This window comes from Psychrobacter sp. PL19 (assembly GCF_017875835.1).
In the GTDB taxonomy this organism is placed as follows: Bacteria; Pseudomonadota; Gammaproteobacteria; order Pseudomonadales; family Moraxellaceae; genus Psychrobacter.
Genome location: NZ_JAGING010000001.1, coordinates 966,097 through 983,612, shown reverse-complemented (window position 1 = coordinate 983,612; position 17,516 = coordinate 966,097). Strand labels below are relative to the sequence as shown.

The following is a 17,516-nucleotide window of genomic DNA, read 5'->3' as shown; positions in this document are numbered from 1 at the left end:
TGGCAGACACAAAAGGTCAAGCTATTAATTATAATAAAAAAAAGCTGGCAATGCAAGGCATCACCAGCTTTTTTTGTACAGTGTTAAACTTATTTTAGTTCAACAGTTGCACCAGCTTCTTCAAGTTTCTTTTTCAACTCTTCGCCATCAGCTTTAGAAACAGCTTCTTTGATTGGTGTTGGAGCACTTTCAACCAAATCTTTCGCTTCTTTCAAGCCAAGGCCAGTCGCTTCACGTACTGCTTTAATGACAGCAACTTTTTTCTCGCCAAAGCTGGCAAGAATAACGTCAAACTCGTCTTGTTCTTCAGCAGCAGGACCGTCAGCAGCAGCAGCAGGTGCAGCAGCAGCAACAGCAGCAGTTACGCCGAATTTTTCTTCCATGTCGCTGATAAGCTCAACGATATCCATTACTGACATTTCAGCGATTGCGTTTAACACATCATCTTTAGATAGTGCCATGAGAACTCTCCGTTATCTGATAAAATTAATTGATTCTAATATTGCTTAGGCTGCTTGCCAAATTTTAAAATAGGGTTGACAATAAAATACAACCGACAATATTAAAGTTACGTTAAAACAAGCAATTAAGCAGCTTCTTTTGCGTCTTTAATTGCTGCTACGGTGCGAACAAACTTACTAGGAACTGCGTTCATAGTTTGGACAAGCTTGGTCACTGGTGCATTCAAGGTAGCCATCAAGATAGACAACGCTTCGTCGCGAGTTGGAAGCTTCGCTACGCGTTCTAGATCTTCTGGACCAAATAATTCACCACCAACTGATACCAATTTGGTTTCAAGGGCACTGTTATCTTTACTAAAATCAAAAATGATTCTAGCTGCAGATCCCAAATCTTCCATTGAAAAAGCCAAAAGTAATGGACCAGTCAGACTGTCTGACATGCACTCAAAGCTAGTACCTTCAAAAGCGCGTTTTGCTAGGGTATTTTTTACCACTTTCAAAACCACACCTTGTTCACGGGCTTGTTCGCGCAGCTTAGTAAGCTTTGCAACACCAATACCATGATACTCGGCAGCTACCGCTGAGTACGCCTTAGCAGCAACTTCAGACACTTCAGCCACAACTTGTTGTTTTTGCTCTAGCGTTAATGCCATAAGTTTGCTCCTTGATCTTATCAATCGCCTTAATGCTTAAGCTTTTAACTGTTTAGATTTTGACACCTTAAACTTTTAAAGACATAGACCTTAAAGTGAGATTGACTTGATACGACACATTACCAATAAGCCAAAAAAAAGCTAGTGCTTATTAATTGGGTCATATTAGTAACGACTGATTACGGCACCGTTATCAGAATGACGTTGAGTGATAGATTAATGCTGATATTTTGATAGCTAGTATCTCAATAACAGCACTGCCCTATCCGCTCCGGTCTTAAACTGTGTGGGCCACCGTCTGCGTAGGCTAACTAAGATTTTTATCTAGCGTCGATTAAAGAAACAGCTTATGAGTATTTTCAACAACGTTAAAAGCTGTTAAGAATACTTCTAAACCGCTTTCTACCTACGGTCTTAGACAGCGTAGCGATTGCCACGCTGACCTAATTCTTTAAAATTTATTGGTACTTACTATTCACAACATCTTATTTAGAATATTTAGATAATAAGTACCTGTATTATTTACTTAATATTATTTACTTAAATATTTACTTATCTTATTTATTAACACGATGAGGGATAGGATCAATAGTGATACCTGGGCCCATAGTGCTTGAGATAGTAATTTTTTTGATAAAAATGCCTTTAGAGGTCGCAGGCTTGGCACGCTTTAGATCAGCAATTAACGCATGAGCATTTTGCATCACTTGTTCAGCGGTAAAACCAACTTGACCGATAGTGGTATGGATAATACCTGCTTTATCAACACGATATTGTGCTTGACCGGCTTTAGCATTGGTTACGGCTTCTGCAACGTTAGGCGTTACGGTACCGACTTTAGGGTTAGGCATCAAACCACGTGGGCCTAAGATCGTACCTAATTGACCAACAACACGCATGGCGTCAGGAGCAGCGATAACCACGTCAAAGTCCATGTTACCGGCTTTGATTGATTCTGCTAAGTCTTCAAAACCAACGATGTCAGCGCCCGCTGCTTTAGCAGCTTCGGCAGCAGCGCCCTGTGCGAACACAGCAACGCGCTTGGTTTTACCAGTACCCGCAGGAAGGTTAGTAGCGCCACGAACGACTTGGTCCGATTTACGTGGATCAACACCTAAGTTTACCGCAATATCGATAGACTCTTTGAATTTTAAAGCGGGTAAATCATTTAGAATCTGTACGGCTTCTTCAATAGTGTATAATTTTTCGTTTTCGATACGGCTATTGATTTCTTTTTGGCGTTTGGTTAGCTTAGACATTATATACCCTCCACGGTAATACCCATTGAACGGGCAGTACCAGCAACGGTACGAACAGCAGCATCAAGATCGGCAGCAGTTAAGTCTGCGTTCTTGGTTTTAACGATCTCTTCGAGTTGTTCACGGTTCACTTTACCGACTTTAGCGGTATTTGGTGTGCCAGAACCTTTAGTAACGCCAGCGGCTTTACGTAGTAAGAACGCAGCTGGTGGTGACTTCATGATGAAGGTAAAAGACTTATCGCTATATACCGTGATCACAGTTGGGATCGGTAGACCTGGCTCTTGGCTTGAGGTCGCAGCGTTAAATTCTTTACAGAACGCCATGATGTTCACGCCTTTTTGACCCAAGGCTGGACCAATCGGTGGTGAAGGATTTGCTTTGCCCGCAGGCACTTGTAGTTTGATATAGCCATCAATCTTCTTAGCCATAACTGTCTCCTAAATGGGTGATAACGCCAGCTTCACTATAATACGTCATTAAGACAGTATCTCGTTCAGCAACAGCTCCCCGGTTTATAAATGTTTAGTCTAGTTTTTCAACTTTACTAAACTCAAGTTCGACCTGGGTGGGTCGATTAAATACGTTTACGGTCAAATGTAGTTTAGACTTTTCGTAATCCACTCTTTCCACCAACCCTTTAAAGTCAGTAAATGGACCATCAATAACCAATAGTTCTTCACCCGGCTCAAATAAAGTTTTTGGACGTGGATCAGCTTCAGTCTGGTTCAAGCGGTTTAAAATACGATCGGCTTCTACTTGAGTAATAGGTGCAGGAGTTTCTGGTGTACCACCAATAAAGCCCATAATACGAGGGCACTCTTTAACGATGTGCCAAGTATTATCGTTCATTTCCATTTGGATCAATACGTATCCTGGAAAGAACTTACGCTCACTCTTACGCTTTTTGCCGTCTTTCATTTCAACGACTTCTTCGGTAGGAACCAACACATCACCGAACGACTCAGCGAAGTCACTACGGTTAATACGATCAGTTAATGAACGTTGTACTTGTTTTTCATATCCTGAAAACGCTTGGACAATATACCAACGCATATCACGCTCCTGATCTTTATAAATAAGTCGTTATAAGTAAAATTTGAGTTAAATGCTAGCAATTGAGACAGCTTGCAATGTGCAACCTTGGACTCAATACTTGCTGTTTAACCAATAAATAAGCCAACAAACCAATTAAAAAAGTTATCCAATAACCAAATAAAAAACCCAGCAATAGCGATCACGACAAGTGTTTGCCATGTGTATTGAAAGGTTTCGTCTTTACCAGGCCATGTAACGCGGCGTAGTTCTACGGCAGCGTCTTTTAATAAGGTTTTAAATGCACGGCCCTGGTTAGTTAATGCAAGACATACCAGTGCAAATACAAAAAGGGCGACGATAATGCCAATCCGTACCCAGACATCATTGGCAGGCTGCCAGTAACCCGGTAAGTATTGATTGGCTAAAGTCGCACCGATTAAGACTGCGATGGCCAGTAGCCATAACATAGCATCTTTTGCTGAGCCAGTTTTAGCAACTTCAACCGCAGAGGTATTGGTCGCTGATATGTGCTTATTTTTAGTCAGCGTTCCACCATCGGCTGCCTTAGCATCAGATAACTTATTTTCGAGGTTATCTTGATCATTGCTCATAAAGGACTCACTTCGGAGATGGTGGTATGCAGCTAAAATATAATAAAAAGATGGCAGGCGATGTAGGACTCGAACCTACAACCCTCGGTTTTGGAGACCGATGCTCTACCAATTGAGCCAATCGCCTATGGGTGTTGAGGCTGACAATTATACAAGCTTTTAGTTAGAATGCAAGTTTTAAGGCAGTATTTAACCATATTAATCCATTCACCGCTTTATTAATAACAACCCTCAAAAATATGGAGTACCAAACCGAGCTCGCTATCAATTGGCTTTCGTAGTATTTTGCTTCGTTAAATATAGTCAATGAAAAGGAATATCGATACATAACCTACTGCTGGCATACGTTTTTCTTGCTTGCTGTGCCTACGCAGACCGAGGCTGCAAAAAGCTTATAGCAGCAGTACCGTCGCGTTTTTGAGGTATTTTAACTATACCTATTACGTCTACTTGTTCAAAGCCATAAAAAAAGCCGCCCTCAATAAAGAGAGCGACTTTTTGACTAATGGTTTAAATACTACATTCAGTCTTAAACGTTAACGTTAGCAACCACACCAGCGCCTACCGTACGGCCGCCTTCACGAATAGCGAAGCGTAGACCTTTGTCCATAGCGATTGGGTGGATAAGCTCTACGCCCATCTCAACGTTATCACCAGGCATCACCATTTCAGTACCGTCTTGTAACTGGATTGCGCCAGTGACGTCGGTGGTACGGAAGTAGAACTGGGGACGATAGCCGTTTAGGAATGGGGTGTGACGACCGCCTTCTTCTTTGCTTAGTACGTATACTTCGGCATCAAATTTGGTATGCGGGGTGATTGAGCCTGGTTTGGCCAATACTTGTCCGCGCTGTACGTCTTCACGCTTGGTACCACGTAGCAATACGCCACAGTTTTCGCCTGCACGACCTTCGTCAAGCAGTTTACGGAACATCTCTACACCGGTACAGGTGGTTTTTTGGGTGGCACGGATGCCGACGATTTCAATTTCGTCACCGATTTTGACGATGCCTGATTCGACACGGCCAGTAACGACGGTACCACGACCTGAGATTGAGAAGACGTCTTCGATTGGCATTAAGAATGCTTTGTCGACGTCACGCTCAGGCTCTGGGATGTAGGTGTCTAGGATACCTAGTAGTTCTACAATAGCAGGTTGACCGTACGGACCTTCGTCGCCTTTTAGGGCTTGGGTCGCAGACCCTTTAACGATTGGGGTGTCGTCACCTGGGAAGTCATAGTCGCTAAGTAATTCGCGAACTTCCATTTCTACTAGCTCAAGCAACTCTTCGTCGTCTACGAGGTCGCATTTGTTCATGAATACGATGATGTACGGTACGCCAACCTGACGTGATAGCAAGATATGCTCACGGGTTTGTGGCATAGGGCCGTCAGTTGCTGATACGACTAAGATTGCGCCGTCCATTTGAGCGGCACCAGTGATCATGTTTTTAACATAATCGGCGTGACCTGGGCAGTCGACGTGTGCGTAATGACGGGCTTCGGTGTCATATTCTACGTGGCTGGTGTTGATGGTAATACCACGGGCTTTTTCTTCAGGGGCTGAGTCAATAGACGCGTAGTCTTTGGCTTCGCCGCCTGAAGTGATAGCGGCTACGGTTGCGATAGCGGCGGTAAGGGTGGTTTTACCATGGTCAACGTGTCCAATGGTGCCGACGTTGACGTGTGGCTTTTTGCGTTCAAACTTGGCCTTTGCCATGAGTGTTTCCTCTTTATTTGGGGTCAATGCTTCATTAGTGTTGATACAATAATTAAGGCAATTGTGACCGCATTAAGATAATTGTTAAAGGGTTGCACATATAGTGTGCAGATATTATAAGAAAATCACGACCAATAACAAGTCTTTTAACAAGTTATTGGCTTAATCAAAACTGACAATACAGAGTTAGGCTCTATATTGCCATTATTAAAGGGTTATTAATTACTCGTCGCCATCTTTAGAGTTGAACTTAGCGATAATAGCAGCGGATACTGATTTTGGAATCTCAGCGTACTTTTGGAATTCCATCGAGTAAGTTGCACGGCCCTGTGACATTGAACGCATCTGTGTGGCATAACCAAACATTTCTGCTAATGGCACTTCTGCACGGATCTGCTTGGTACCACCAGGCAGATCTTCCATACCTTGAACCATACCACGACGACGGTTTAAATCGCCCATAATATCGCCCATGTAATCTTCAGGGGTTTCCACTTCAACTTTCATGACTGGCTCAAGTAGTGCCGGATTAGCAGCTAAGAAGCCTTTTCTGAAAGCAATAGAACCGGCCATCTTAAATGACAACTCATCCGAGTCAACGTCATGGTAAGAACCGTCATACAAGGTCGCTTTTACGCCAACGATTGGGTAACCAGCAAGTACGCCATTTTTCATGCGTTCTCTGATACCCTTATCAACCGCACCATGGAATTCTTTTGGCACCGTACCACCAACCACTTCTTCAGCAAACTCATATAAAACGTCGCCAGCTGGATCAAGTGGCTCAAGACGTAACCACACATGACCGAATTTACCACGGCCACCGGTTTGACGGACGAATTTGCCTTCTTGTTCAATCGTCTCACGAATCGTTTCGCGATAAGCAACCTGCGGCGCACCAATGTTAGCTTCAACGCCAAACTCACGCTTCATACGATCGACAAGAATTTCTAAATGCAGCTCACCCATACCACTGATGATAGTCTGGCCAGATTCTTCATCAGTATGTACACGGAATGAAGGGTCTTCTTTCGCCAAACGACCTAGAGCAATCGACATTCTTTCTTGGTCAGCTTTGGTCTTAGGTTCGACCGCTAAACTGATCACTGGATCTGGGAACTCCATACGCTCAAGAGTAATCACGTTGCTCTCGTCGCAAAGAGTATCACCAGTAGTCACATCTTTCATGCCCACTAAAGCGGCGATATCACCAGTACGAATTTCAGCAAGCTCTTCTTGCGTGTTCGCCATCATCTGAACGATACGACCAACGCGCTCACGCTTCATTTTAACTGGGTTATAAACGCTGCTGCCCTGCTTTAAGACACCTGAATAAACACGAACAAAGGTTAAGTTACCGACGAACTTATCATTCATGATTTTGAAAGCAAGTGCTGAGAAAGGAGTGTCATCTGACGCTTCGCGGAAGCCTTCGCTTTCGTCTTTATCGTTAAGAATACCTTTAATAGCCGGTACATCTATTGGTGCTGGTAAATAACGAATAACCGCATCCAACATTTTTTGTACGCCTTTGTTCTTAAAGGCAGTACCACAAAGTAATGGAATAATTTCGTTATCAATCGTACGTTGACGAATGGCAGCATGAATTTGATCTTGAGACAATTCGCCATTGTCTAAGTATAAATTCATTAACTCTTCAGACGCTTCAGCAGCAGTTTCGACTAAGATTTCACGAAATTCTTCCGCTTTTTCTTGTAGTTCAGCTGGGATTTCGCGCTCTTCATATTCCATACCTTGAGACGCTTCGTCCCAATAGATGGCTTTCATAGACACTAGGTCAACCACGCCTTCAAAGTCTTCTTCTTTACCAATTGGAATAACAACGGCTACTGGGTTACCACCTAAACGAGTCTTAACTTGCTCAATAACGCGGTAAAAATCAGCACCAACCCGATCCATTTTATTTACGAATGCAAGACGCGGTACTTTATATTTGTTTGCCTGACGCCATACGGTCTCAGACTGTGGTTGTACGCCGCCTACTGCACAGTAAACCATGCACGCGCCATCAAGTACCCGCATAGAACGTTCAACTTCAATCGTGAAGTCAACGTGACCTGGGGTGTCAATGATATTGATACGATGTTCAGGGAATTGCTTGGCCATACCTGACCAAAAGCAGGTAGTCGCCGCTGACGTAATAGTAATACCGCGCTCTTGTTCTTGCTCCATCCAGTCCATGGTAGCTGCGCCATCATGTACTTCGCCAATTTTGTGACTGACACCGGTATAGAACAAAACGCGCTCGGTAGTAGTTGTCTTACCAGCATCAATGTGCGCTGAGATACCAATATTACGATAGCGCTTTAGGGGAGTTATACGAGCCATAGTGTTTTCCTAGGGGAAGTCATGTATGTATTAATGTATTGTATGTCTCTACTTTATACTCTTAGCAAAAAAATCTAGCTTGGCTATTTTACTGGCCACTTGATAAACCTAATACGGTTTGACAGCGTCAGTGATAAGAATATAAAAGCATTGAATCTAGGACAAAATTGTCATAACAGATATCCGCCATCGCAGCCGTTCAAGAACTTAAATTGTGTAGCATAAGTTATGTAACAACTGAACAAGTGATAGCGGCAATCAATAGAATAAATAAGCGATAAGGTTATAGAATAACCATATACGCTGATAAATCAGTAGCGCAAATGGTTGCGTCTGATTTACCAGCACTTACAGCTTTAAGCGAACTTAGAAGCGGTAATGTGAGAATGCTTTGTTAGCATCTGCCATGCGGTGAACTTCGTCACGCTTTTTCATAGCATTACCCTTGCCTTCTGATGCATCGCCCAATTCGCCTGCAAGACGTAGAGCCATTGATTTTTCAGAACGCTTAGCAGCTGCTTCGGCTATCCAACGCATAGCCAATGCAGTACGACGGGAGGGGCGTACTTCCATTGGTACTTGATAGGTAGCACCACCAACGCGGCGAGCTTTTACTTCTACCATTGGGCGAACATTTTCGAGAACGTCTTCGAAAAAAGATACAGGATCTTCAATGTTACGTTTTTGAGCTACAGTCTCAAGAGCACCGTAAACGATACGCTCAGCAGTAGATTTTTTACCATGGCTCATCACGTGGTTGATGAATTTAGCGATGGTTTGGCTACCAAACTTAGGATCCGGTAGGATCTCACGGGTAGCTACGACGCGACGTCTTGGCATAATAAATTTCCTTGTCTTCAGGAGAGTCTGACATTCATAATCTCATACTGGCAGCAATATATTGTGAGCGCAGTGAAGAGTTATCAGTCAGCCTTACTGCATGAGGGAGTGTTGAGGCAGCAGTTTAGTTAAATAAAATGCTCAAACCGATAACACTAATCCCATGCACAGTTAATGGGTCGTACGAATACACACTACGTTAATATTATCGCTAATATTAAACTTTAGGTTTCTTCGCACCATATTTAGAGCGACCTTGCTTACGGTCTTTTACGCCAGCGCAATCTAGTGCACCGCGAACGGTATGATAACGTACACCCGGTAGATCTTTTACACGACCACCACGGATAAGAACCACACTGTGCTCTTGTAAGTTATGACCTTCGCCGCCGATGTAGCTTGATACTTCATAGCCTGAAGTCAAACGTACACGACATACTTTACGCATGGCCGAGTTAGGTTTTTTAGGCGTGGTAGTATATACACGAGTACATACACCGCGACGTTGTGGGCACGCTTGCAACGCAGGAACTTTTGACTTTTCCTTGATTGTTTTGCGACCCTTACGAATCAATTGGTTAGTTGTTGCCATAAGGCATGCTTCTCCCGTTTGGTATAAAACAAAAAAATGGGCCAATCCACCAGCCATCTCACGCTATACGCGGATTTTTGGGGTACCCATTTTTAGGACAATGTATTATAAAGATATGTTGTTGTAATTTCAACCACTTATAGGTAGTTTTACTTTACAACGTTCAGCAGATATGCATTAAGTATACGCTACTATTGGCTAGCAATACAGCTAAGCCGTACCCGTGAAAATAAACATTTGACAAGACAAGCTTATAAAATTGTCAATTGTTAGGCACTAAGTGGTGGTATTGTCTTAACTTTCAAGACTCTATTTAACATTATTTGACATTATCTTTGTCATGCAAAAAAGTCTTAAGACACTACCACCTGTTTTTATTTCTCAATGACCAATAACTATTTTTTTACCTCTGATTTTTGCTCGCTGGTTTCTGTTTGCTTCTCATCGGCAGATTTGTTGCTATCTGATGCTTCTTCTACACGCTTCCCTGTGTCTTTTTTCTGACTGTCTGTATTTTTACTAACCTCAGCTTCGCTACTGCTGTCATCAGTGATCGCGCGATTGGCAAGCTTGGGTTCTGGTGCAAAAGTCGCTTGTGCCACGCCAATGACTTGATCGATCAAGCGGCTATTGTAACGCATGCCTACAGCGACAGCGGTTACTGGTAAGAAGCGGCGGACCCATGACAAGTCAATTTGATCCAGATCGATACCTACCTGCCCAGCAATTTTATCGACTTGTTCTGCATAGAAATTCACATTCTGATTTTTAAGGCCTAAATTTTTGAGCTCACTATGCAGACCACGGCTTTGGGCATTATCAAGTAGGCCCTTACCTACCCCAATACCTGCCAACAGCGCTTGTTTTTCTTGCATCTTACTCAAGTCAGCGTTAGCGAGTAATTCGTAAGCTGCTTTTATACCTTGTTTACCAGTCAGTGGTTTATCATAGACAGCAGCCAATTGATAAACCGTACGTAATGACACTAATAATAGCCATAAGGTATCCGCTAACAACCCTGGCAAACCGGCTAAACCCGTCAATCCACCCAGGGTTGCAAGCGCACGGTTTTGATTGGCAATAGCAGTTGCCAATGCATAACGTTGTCCGTCATCCAATGTCGCGACATTAGCGAAACGATGCTCACTTGGTAAGTCGAGCTGACTCCAACTTGAGGCCAGTTTCGCCAGCTGAGCAAAAGCACTATCCAGCGTAGATTGGAATAGCTTATCAGGGACTACTTTTTTAGCATATTTGCCATAGGTAGCAAAGCGAGTACCAAGGAGCTGTTGAGTGGTTTTTAAGGTTTGCTCACGGAATAGATCTTGTTGATAATCGTCGTTGCCTAAATCTACCGCTTTATAGTGACTTGACTTACCTGTTTTGGTGTTAACACTATCAATTAGTGAACCCATACGCTCAAGATTACTCCGTGTAAAATAACCGATAGTCTTAATACCTTGAGAAAGAGTGCTCTGCTTTGCCATCGTTGTATCCTTAATATGATGATTGGTGTGATTAAAATAATATGCCTAAAAAGCGTAGGTTCGAATAATTTTTAACCTTTTGTTGGGGTCTGCTACTTATTAATGGTTTGCTAGGTTTAGCACAAACCATTAATAAGCTCAACATTAATTCGCTTTTGTACTGATATCTATTCTATTAGTGTAGCTAATTTTTGATATTTATGTCAGTGAGAACAATGTTATTACTACCACGACATTTGTATCTAAAGTTATGACTTGTTCGTAACTTTAGACTGAATAATTGCCACCTCTATACCATCTGCTTGTGATCTGTCTCTTATGTTTTTGAATGTTATGATCGCTAATGTTGCCCTTATCAAAATTACTTCAGCAAGGCCTGTCAGCTTGCCTTTTAGAGTTCATGGTATTTTTACTATTATTTTGCAATTGAGCAACGTTTTTGAATCGTCGATACGTTATCATACCGTGAATTAAGGTATGATTGACCTAGTGCTTAGACAATTTTCGGTATTATTATAAAACTAAAAGAATCAAAAAATACTTGAAGTAAAGAAATTAAGCTTTGAGAAACGCCTAACAGCAAACGTCGATACATAAGCATTAAATATAGAAAGACATTAAGCATAGAAAGGCATTAAACATAGAAAGGCATTAAATGTAGATAAGCATTAAATGTAAAGAGGCATCAAAGCCATCATTAAAGAATCGCTATTATAAGGAATACGGTATGCGCCGAGTTGTTATTACTGGAGCAGGGATTGTCTCTTGTATCGGAAATGATTTAGCCACTGTCACCACTGCTTTAAAACAAGGGCAGTCTGGCATTAGATTTAATGAATCTTACGCTGAGCACGGCTTTAAATCGCAAGTCAGCGGTAGTATTGATAAAGGGTTACTTGACACTTCTGGTATAGATCGCAAATTGAAGCGTTTTTTTAGTGATGCCAGCCTTTATGCTTATGTGAGCGCATTGGCCGCTATTGAGCAAGCAGGGTTAGCACTTGAAACCATTAATAATAACCCACGTGTGGGAGTTATAGCAGGATCGGGTGGCGCATCAACAGAGGGGGTGGTCATCGCAGTAGATGCTATGCGCGAAAAAGGTCTGCGCGGAGTCGGTGCTATGGCAGTGCCAAAGACTATGAGCAGTTCAGTGTCTGCGGCTCTAGCGACCGGTCTCAAAATTCAAGGGGTCTCCTATTCTATTTCCTCAGCTTGCGCGACTTCAACTCACTGTATCGGCCACGCCGCTGAACTGATTCAGCTGGGCAAAGCAGACGTGGTGTTAGCCGGTGGCAGTGAAGCGGAGGACTGGACCCAGTCTTGTATGTTTGATGCTATGGGCGCAATGAGCACGCAATATAATGACACGCCAAAACAATCCTCACGTGCTTATGATAAAGATCGCGACGGTTTTGTGATTGCCGGTGGTGGGGCGATGGTGGTGGTTGAAAGCTTGGAACATGCCCAAGCGCGCGGCGCCAATATTTTAGCCGAAATTGTCGGGTATGGCGCTAGCTCTGATGGTGCTGAGATGGTTGCCCCCAGTGGCGAGGGTGCGGTACGTTGTATGCAGCAAGCTTTAGATCAGGCTGGCTTACAGAGTGTGGATTATATTAATAGCCACGGTACCAGTACGCCATTAGGCGATATCACCGAACTGAAAGCTATTGTTGAAGTATTCGCTTCCGACAACGATGCTAAAAATACGGTCCCGCCTATTAGCTCAACCAAATCAATGACCGGTCATAGCTTAGGGGCGGTCGGTGCTCAAGAGTTGATTTACTGTTTACTTATGCTACAAGAAGAATTTATCGCCCCGAGTATCAATATTGAAAATCTTGATTCAGCTGCCGAAGGCTTTGATATCGTCACTGAAATGCGACCGGCTAAGCTTAAGACTCTTATGAGCAATAGCTTCGGCTTTGGTGGTACTAATGCCACCTTAATCATCAAAAAATTCGACGCCTAACGTATGGCGAACCCAATAGCCCGCCACGACAGCATCAATCCTGCTAACGTTAAAAGCAACCAGCCTGTTGACCAAGCCCCGCTAAAGCGCCCACTTCAGTGGGGCTTTGGTGGTTTGTCAGCCGCAGAACTATTACCGTTGTTGCAGCAGCATTTGGCAACTCAAGATCCTAGCGCGCAGTGGCAGCTAGTATGGCTAAATAATGATGGGCAGTCAGTGGTTGGCTTACTACCTAAAGTAAGCTGGGCTGTTTATTTTCATGGCAACAATCACCATACCTCTGACTTATCTTCTATGACTACCCAAAGATCTAACGATCAAATACCTAACTATAAAGTTATTAAAAATTGTCGTGATGATGGTAATGCTATAACGACAGCCTATATGAGTTACCTAGACTGGCAAAATGAGTTAATCAATTATAGCCAAGCTCATGAGATTGGTAACAGCGATGCAAATTTGATAAACGACCAGGATGAAAATCCCAGCTATCATCACGGTCTGATTGGCTTTATTGGTTATGATATTGCGGCTCATGAGCTCAGTCCTGCATCTCAGGTCCAACAAACATCACAACCTTGTGCCACTATGGGTCATTATGACCTTTACCTGACACCGATTAACGACCCTACTAATAGCACCACCCGTTGGATTTTAAAGGTTGAAACTGGCCATACTGACCTTAGAAATACAGCAGAAAATAAGTTTATAACAGCGCTTATATCATATTTAGATACTCTGGATAACACACTGTCTACTAGTGACAGTGACAGTGACAGTGACAATGCTAATCAAGCCGCACTCAAAATCAGATCAACACTTAGACCACTAGTATTGAGCGCGCAGTGGAGTAAGCTCGACTATCAGCAGGCCTTTGAGCAAACCCAAAACTATTTACAGCAAGGCGACTGTTATCAGATTAACCTGACGCAGGCATGGGGTGGCCAGTTTGTTAACTCGCGTAGCAGTAATCACGCAACAGTGACCTCCCTCATTGATTACTTACCTGCCCTCCACCACAACACCCAAGCCCCATTTGCGGGTTATTTAGGAGTTAATCGTTTAGAGAACAGCCTATCGAAACACAGCCCAGCAGAAAATAGTAATTTGGCAGCTGATCATGCAAGAATTCACAACCGCTCAGATCAACCGTCATTAGACTTTGAGTTATTGAGCTGTTCACCCGAGCTGTTCTTCACCTTTATCAAAGACGTTAAGACCGGTAGGCATCATATTCGTACCAAGCCGATCAAGGGTACTATACCGCGTGGTATCAATGCCGAACAGGACTTAGTACTCAAACAGCAACTGACTGATAGTGATAAAGATCGTGCTGAGAATGTCATGATTGTTGACTTACTACGTAATGATTTGGGTAAATACGCCAAGACGGGTAGCGTAAAAGTACCACAGCTATTCACCATTGAGAGCTTTAGTAATGTCCATCATATGGTTAGCACTATTACCGCTGAGTTAAAAGAAGACACTCATCCGCTAGCAGTATTGTTCGGTAGTTTACCAGCCGGCTCGATTACGGGTACACCCAAGAAGCGCGCGGTTGAGATTATCTCTGAATTAGAAGCCGCACCGCGGGGCGCCTATTGTGGCACGATGGGTTATATGAATTTTGATGGTAGCGGCCAATGGAATGTCCTGATTCGTACGCTGCAGGCCGATACTTCATCGAGCCCAACAGGACAAGTCAATTTATGGGCAGGTGGCGGTATCACTATTGCCTCTGATAGTGAGGCTGAATACCAAGAATGTCTCGATAAAGTAGGTAACTTACTTAACGTACTGACTCAAGATAATTGGGTCAAAAAAGTATAGTTAAGAAAAGACAGCTAAATAAGACGACCTATAAATATAATCCACCTAGCAGTTCAGGGCAGATGGACGCAACCCTGAACCTATCGCTATCTTAAGTCAACAAACTACTGTCTACCAGATACGTATGATTACTATTGTAGCGTGCCGGCTGACCTAGCTGACCAGCATTGACTAGGATAGTTTTATGTATTCGATAGACATTTTTCAGCTGCTAATTAGTAACAGCATCGTCCTGGGTTTGCAGTGCTTTTAGCGCACTAATGAGACGCTCATGTTGTGCGGCGGTACCAACAGTAATACGCAAATACTCCTGAGTACGTGGTCTATCAAAGTGGCGCACCATAATACCCTGCTCACGTAACACACGGGCTATTTCACTGGCATTACCATCCTTAGGACGCGCAAATATGAAATTGGCATGCGATGGCAATACCTTATAGTCCAGTGCGGTCAGCTGAGCGGTCAATGAGTCGCGTAACGCTATAACCTGCTGAAGAGTTTGCTCAAAGTACGCTGTATCTAACACACTAGCCGTGGCGCCTGCTTGTGCCAACTTATCTAATGGATAGCTATTAAAGCTATTTTTCATACGGGTCAGCGCTTCGATTAATGATACATTACCAAAAGCCATTCCCACTCGCAGTCCAGCAAGCGAACGAGATTTTGAAAAGGTTTGTGTGACTAAGATGTTATCAAACTCGTTAATCAAACTAACCGCTGATACCGCAGTGTCTGAACCGCCCTCATCCGTGTACGCAAAATCAATATAAGCCTCATCAATGACAATCACCGAATTAGAATGCTCACTAGCAAGCTTACGAATATCGCTTAGCGATAATAATAGCCCCGTTGGTGCATTTGGATTGGCGATGATAATACCGCTACAAGGCTGACGATAGGCATCAGGGTCGATACTAAAATCAGCCTCAAGTGCAATCTGCAATAGCTCAACCCCAAAAGTTTGGGCATAGACAGGGTAAAAACTGTAGCTAATATCCGGCGCTAACACTGGACGCTCTTTGAGGAAGAAACTGGCAAATACTAGGGCTAAAACCTCATCCGAGCCATTACCCACAAATACTTGGTTGATATCTAAACCATGTAATTGTGCTAATGCAGCACGCAAATCGTCAGATTCAGGCGCAGGATACAGGCGTAACTCGTCAGCTTGATGCGCCAAAACAGCGGTGACGGCCTCACCTACTTTTGGTGAAGGAGGAAATGGGTTTTCGTTAGTATTTAGTTTGCATAAATTATCATGCTCAGACTGTTCGCCAGGTACATAAGGTGACAAGTTACGTGCTTTGGTTGACCAAAGTCTACTATCAATCTTTTGTTCGCTCATAAGTTATCCTACTATTAGCCGCATAGATGATCATAAAATAAATTTGAAATTAGCTGAAATACATTACTGATAACGATAGCGAGCTGAACGCGCATGCGCTTCTAGGTCTTCATGCTGCGCTAAAATATCTGCGGTCTCAGCAAGTGGCTTACTACCACTTTCACTGCAATAAATAATCGATGACTTCTTTTGAAAGTCATAAACACCAAGCGGCGAGGAAAATCTTGCAGTACCTGAGGTCGGCAACACATGATTCGGTCCTGCACAGTAATCACCAATCGCCTCTGGCGTATGACGACCCATAAAGATAGCGCCAGCATGACGAATGTCGTCAAGCAGCGCATCAGGGTCATCAACAGACAGCTCTAAATGTTCAGGTGCTATCCGATTAATGACTGCCATGCCCTCCTCTCGGTCTTTAACCAAGATAAGCGCCCCTCGATTTTGTAATGAATCACAGGCAATGTCTGCTTTTGGCAGCTCTGTTAACGCTTTTTCAATCTCTGCTGCTACTGCTGCCAGCTGCTCTGCACTAGTAGTTACAAAAATTGCTTGGGCGATACGATCATGCTCGGCTTGGGATAATAAATCCATCGCCAGCCAATCGGCACGGTCATCTGCCTCACCTTCAGCATACACCAGCACTTCAGAGGGACCTGCAATCATGTCAATGCCCACTTGCCCAAACACTGCCCGTTTGGCCGCAGCAACATACTTATTACCTGGGCCAGTAATTTTATCCACTGCTGGTATCGTTTCGGTACCATACGCCAATGCGGCTACCGCTTGGGCGCCACCAATCGTAAAGACTCGATCAACTTGCGCCAAATGTGCTGCTGCCAGTACCAGTGGATTGAGTACGCCTTTTGGTGCTGGCACGACCATGATAATTTCAGCAACCCCAGCAACTTTAGCAGGAATAGCATTCATCAGCACTGAAGAGGGATAAGAAGCCAAGCCGCCCGGTACATAAATACCCACCCGATCAAGTGCGGTGACTTTCTGACCTAAGCGATTACCCAGTTCATCATTATAATACCAGGTTTCTTGAACTTGACGTTCGTGAAAGGTTTGTACCCGTGATGCAGCAGTCGTTAATGCCGCTCTTACCTCATCATCAAGAGACGAAAAAGCTTCAGCGAGCGCCTCTTTTGATAGCTCTAACTCGCTCATAGCCGTTGCTGGATGCTGATCAAATTGCTGAGTTAACGCTAATACCACGCCATCACCGTCAGCACGTACCTGAGCGATGATGTCATCAACCGTTTTTAACAAGTTGGCATCGTTAACCGTTTCAAAAGCAAGCAGCGCTGTTAACTGCTGCTCAAAATCGACATCTTGGGTACTTAACTGGCGCAT

Annotated in this window: 15 protein-coding genes and 1 tRNA gene; 2 read left to right on the top strand and 14 right to left on the bottom strand. The window is 43.6% G+C overall.

The window, feature by feature from the left end; genetic code table 11:
- Positions 1 to 89: 89 nt before the first annotated feature.
- From rplL to H4W00_RS03950, 12 genes are all read right to left on the bottom strand, one after another.
- Positions 90 to 461: a 50S ribosomal protein L7/L12 gene (rplL, locus tag H4W00_RS04005; protein ID WP_209956341.1), complete on the bottom strand. Its 372-nt coding sequence runs from the start codon at positions 459 to 461 to the stop codon at positions 90 to 92.
- A 125-nt stretch (positions 462 to 586) separates the two neighbouring features.
- On the bottom strand, positions 587 to 1,114 hold the full coding sequence (gene rplJ, locus H4W00_RS04000; protein WP_209956340.1) for a 50S ribosomal protein L10: 528 nt from the start codon (positions 1,112 to 1,114) through the stop codon (positions 587 to 589).
- Positions 1,115 to 1,671: 557 nt separating this feature from the next.
- Positions 1,672 to 2,373, bottom strand: coding sequence for a 50S ribosomal protein L1 (rplA, locus tag H4W00_RS03995; RefSeq protein ID WP_209956339.1), 702 nt, complete (start codon positions 2,371 to 2,373; stop codon positions 1,672 to 1,674).
- Positions 2,373 to 2,804: a 50S ribosomal protein L11 gene (gene rplK, locus H4W00_RS03990; protein ID WP_201556583.1), complete on the bottom strand. Its 432-nt coding sequence runs from the start codon at positions 2,802 to 2,804 to the stop codon at positions 2,373 to 2,375. Before rplK ends, rplA begins: the two co-directional genes overlap by 1 nt.
- Before the next feature lie 94 nt (positions 2,805 to 2,898).
- On the bottom strand, positions 2,899 to 3,429 hold the full coding sequence (gene nusG / locus H4W00_RS03985; RefSeq protein WP_209956338.1) for a transcription termination/antitermination protein NusG: 531 nt from the start codon (positions 3,427 to 3,429) through the stop codon (positions 2,899 to 2,901).
- Between the two features lie 107 nt (positions 3,430 to 3,536).
- Complete coding sequence (gene secE, locus H4W00_RS03980) at positions 3,537 to 4,022, bottom strand: preprotein translocase subunit SecE (protein ID WP_209956337.1); 486 nt, start codon at positions 4,020 to 4,022, stop codon at positions 3,537 to 3,539.
- 51 nt (positions 4,023 to 4,073) lie between these two features.
- Positions 4,074 to 4,149, bottom strand: a tRNA-Trp gene (locus H4W00_RS03975).
- Positions 4,150 to 4,551: 402 nt separating this feature from the next.
- Positions 4,552 to 5,742, bottom strand: a complete 1,191-nt coding sequence (gene tuf / locus H4W00_RS03970; protein ID WP_209955299.1) for an elongation factor Tu — start codon at positions 5,740 to 5,742, stop codon at positions 4,552 to 4,554.
- A 222-nt stretch (positions 5,743 to 5,964) separates the two neighbouring features.
- Positions 5,965 to 8,091: an elongation factor G gene (fusA, locus tag H4W00_RS03965; protein ID WP_209956336.1), complete on the bottom strand. Its 2,127-nt coding sequence runs from the start codon at positions 8,089 to 8,091 to the stop codon at positions 5,965 to 5,967.
- A 366-nt stretch (positions 8,092 to 8,457) separates the two neighbouring features.
- A complete protein-coding gene (rpsG, locus tag H4W00_RS03960) occupies positions 8,458 to 8,931 on the bottom strand; it encodes a 30S ribosomal protein S7 (protein ID WP_209956335.1) in 474 nt (157 codons plus the stop codon).
- Between the two features lie 217 nt (positions 8,932 to 9,148).
- Positions 9,149 to 9,523 carry a 30S ribosomal protein S12 gene (gene rpsL, locus H4W00_RS03955; protein WP_201557636.1) on the bottom strand — a complete coding sequence of 125 codons (375 nt, stop codon included), beginning with the start codon at positions 9,521 to 9,523 and terminating at the stop codon, positions 9,149 to 9,151.
- A 395-nt stretch (positions 9,524 to 9,918) separates the two neighbouring features.
- Positions 9,919 to 11,010 (bottom strand): EcsC family protein, encoded by a 1,092-nt coding sequence (locus tag H4W00_RS03950; protein ID WP_209956334.1) that lies wholly within the window; start codon positions 11,008 to 11,010, stop codon positions 9,919 to 9,921.
- A 727-nt stretch (positions 11,011 to 11,737) separates the two neighbouring features.
- Between H4W00_RS03950 and H4W00_RS03945 the strand changes: the two genes are divergently transcribed.
- Together H4W00_RS03945 and H4W00_RS03940 are read left to right on the top strand one after the other, a co-directional pair.
- Entirely contained in the window at positions 11,738 to 12,982 is a 1,245-nt protein-coding gene (locus tag H4W00_RS03945) for a beta-ketoacyl synthase N-terminal-like domain-containing protein (protein ID WP_209956333.1), read from the top strand.
- Positions 12,983 to 12,985: 3 nt separating this feature from the next.
- The gene (locus H4W00_RS03940; RefSeq protein ID WP_209956332.1) at positions 12,986 to 14,812 is read left to right on the top strand and encodes an anthranilate synthase component I family protein; all 1,827 of its coding nucleotides are present in this window, start codon (positions 12,986 to 12,988) and stop codon (positions 14,810 to 14,812) included.
- Positions 14,813 to 15,023: 211 nt separating this feature from the next.
- Here the strand turns inward: H4W00_RS03940 and hisC are convergent, their stop codons facing one another.
- Positions 15,024 to 16,157 carry a histidinol-phosphate transaminase gene (hisC, locus tag H4W00_RS03935; RefSeq protein ID WP_209956331.1) on the bottom strand — a complete coding sequence of 378 codons (1,134 nt, stop codon included), beginning with the start codon at positions 16,155 to 16,157 and terminating at the stop codon, positions 15,024 to 15,026.
- A gap of 63 nt (positions 16,158 to 16,220) precedes the next feature.
- Positions 16,221 to 17,516 (bottom strand): histidinol dehydrogenase, encoded by a 1,296-nt coding sequence (hisD, locus tag H4W00_RS03930; RefSeq protein WP_209956330.1) that lies wholly within the window; start codon positions 17,514 to 17,516, stop codon positions 16,221 to 16,223.

Coding starts and splice junctions, on each gene's coding strand:
- H4W00_RS03940 (WP_209956332.1), top strand. CDS start 12,986: ATGGCGAACCCAATAGCCCGCCACGACAGCATCAATCCTGCTAACGTT.
- rplL (WP_209956341.1), bottom strand. CDS start 461: ATGGCACTATCTAAAGATGATGTGTTAAACGCAATCGCTGAAATGTCA.
- nusG (WP_209956338.1), bottom strand. CDS start 3,429: ATGCGTTGGTATATTGTCCAAGCGTTTTCAGGATATGAAAAACAAGTA.
- tuf (WP_209955299.1), bottom strand. CDS start 5,742: ATGGCAAAGGCCAAGTTTGAACGCAAAAAGCCACACGTCAACGTCGGC.
- rpsL (WP_201557636.1), bottom strand. CDS start 9,523: ATGGCAACAACTAACCAATTGATTCGTAAGGGTCGCAAAACAATCAAG.
- hisC (WP_209956331.1), bottom strand. CDS start 16,157: ATGAGCGAACAAAAGATTGATAGTAGACTTTGGTCAACCAAAGCACGT.
- fusA (WP_209956336.1), bottom strand. CDS start 8,091: ATGGCTCGTATAACTCCCCTAAAGCGCTATCGTAATATTGGTATCTCA.
- rplA (WP_209956339.1), bottom strand. CDS start 2,373: ATGTCTAAGCTAACCAAACGCCAAAAAGAAATCAATAGCCGTATCGAA.
- rplK (WP_201556583.1), bottom strand. CDS start 2,804: ATGGCTAAGAAGATTGATGGCTATATCAAACTACAAGTGCCTGCGGGC.
- rpsG (WP_209956335.1), bottom strand. CDS start 8,931: ATGCCAAGACGTCGCGTCGTAGCTACCCGTGAGATCCTACCGGATCCT.
- H4W00_RS03945 (WP_209956333.1), top strand. CDS start 11,738: ATGCGCCGAGTTGTTATTACTGGAGCAGGGATTGTCTCTTGTATCGGA.
- hisD (WP_209956330.1), bottom strand. CDS start 17,516: ATGCGCCAGTTAAGTACCCAAGATGTCGATTTTGAGCAGCAGTTAACA.
- secE (WP_209956337.1), bottom strand. CDS start 4,022: ATGAGCAATGATCAAGATAACCTCGAAAATAAGTTATCTGATGCTAAG.
- rplJ (WP_209956340.1), bottom strand. CDS start 1,114: ATGGCATTAACGCTAGAGCAAAAACAACAAGTTGTGGCTGAAGTGTCT.
- H4W00_RS03950 (WP_209956334.1), bottom strand. CDS start 11,010: ATGGCAAAGCAGAGCACTCTTTCTCAAGGTATTAAGACTATCGGTTAT.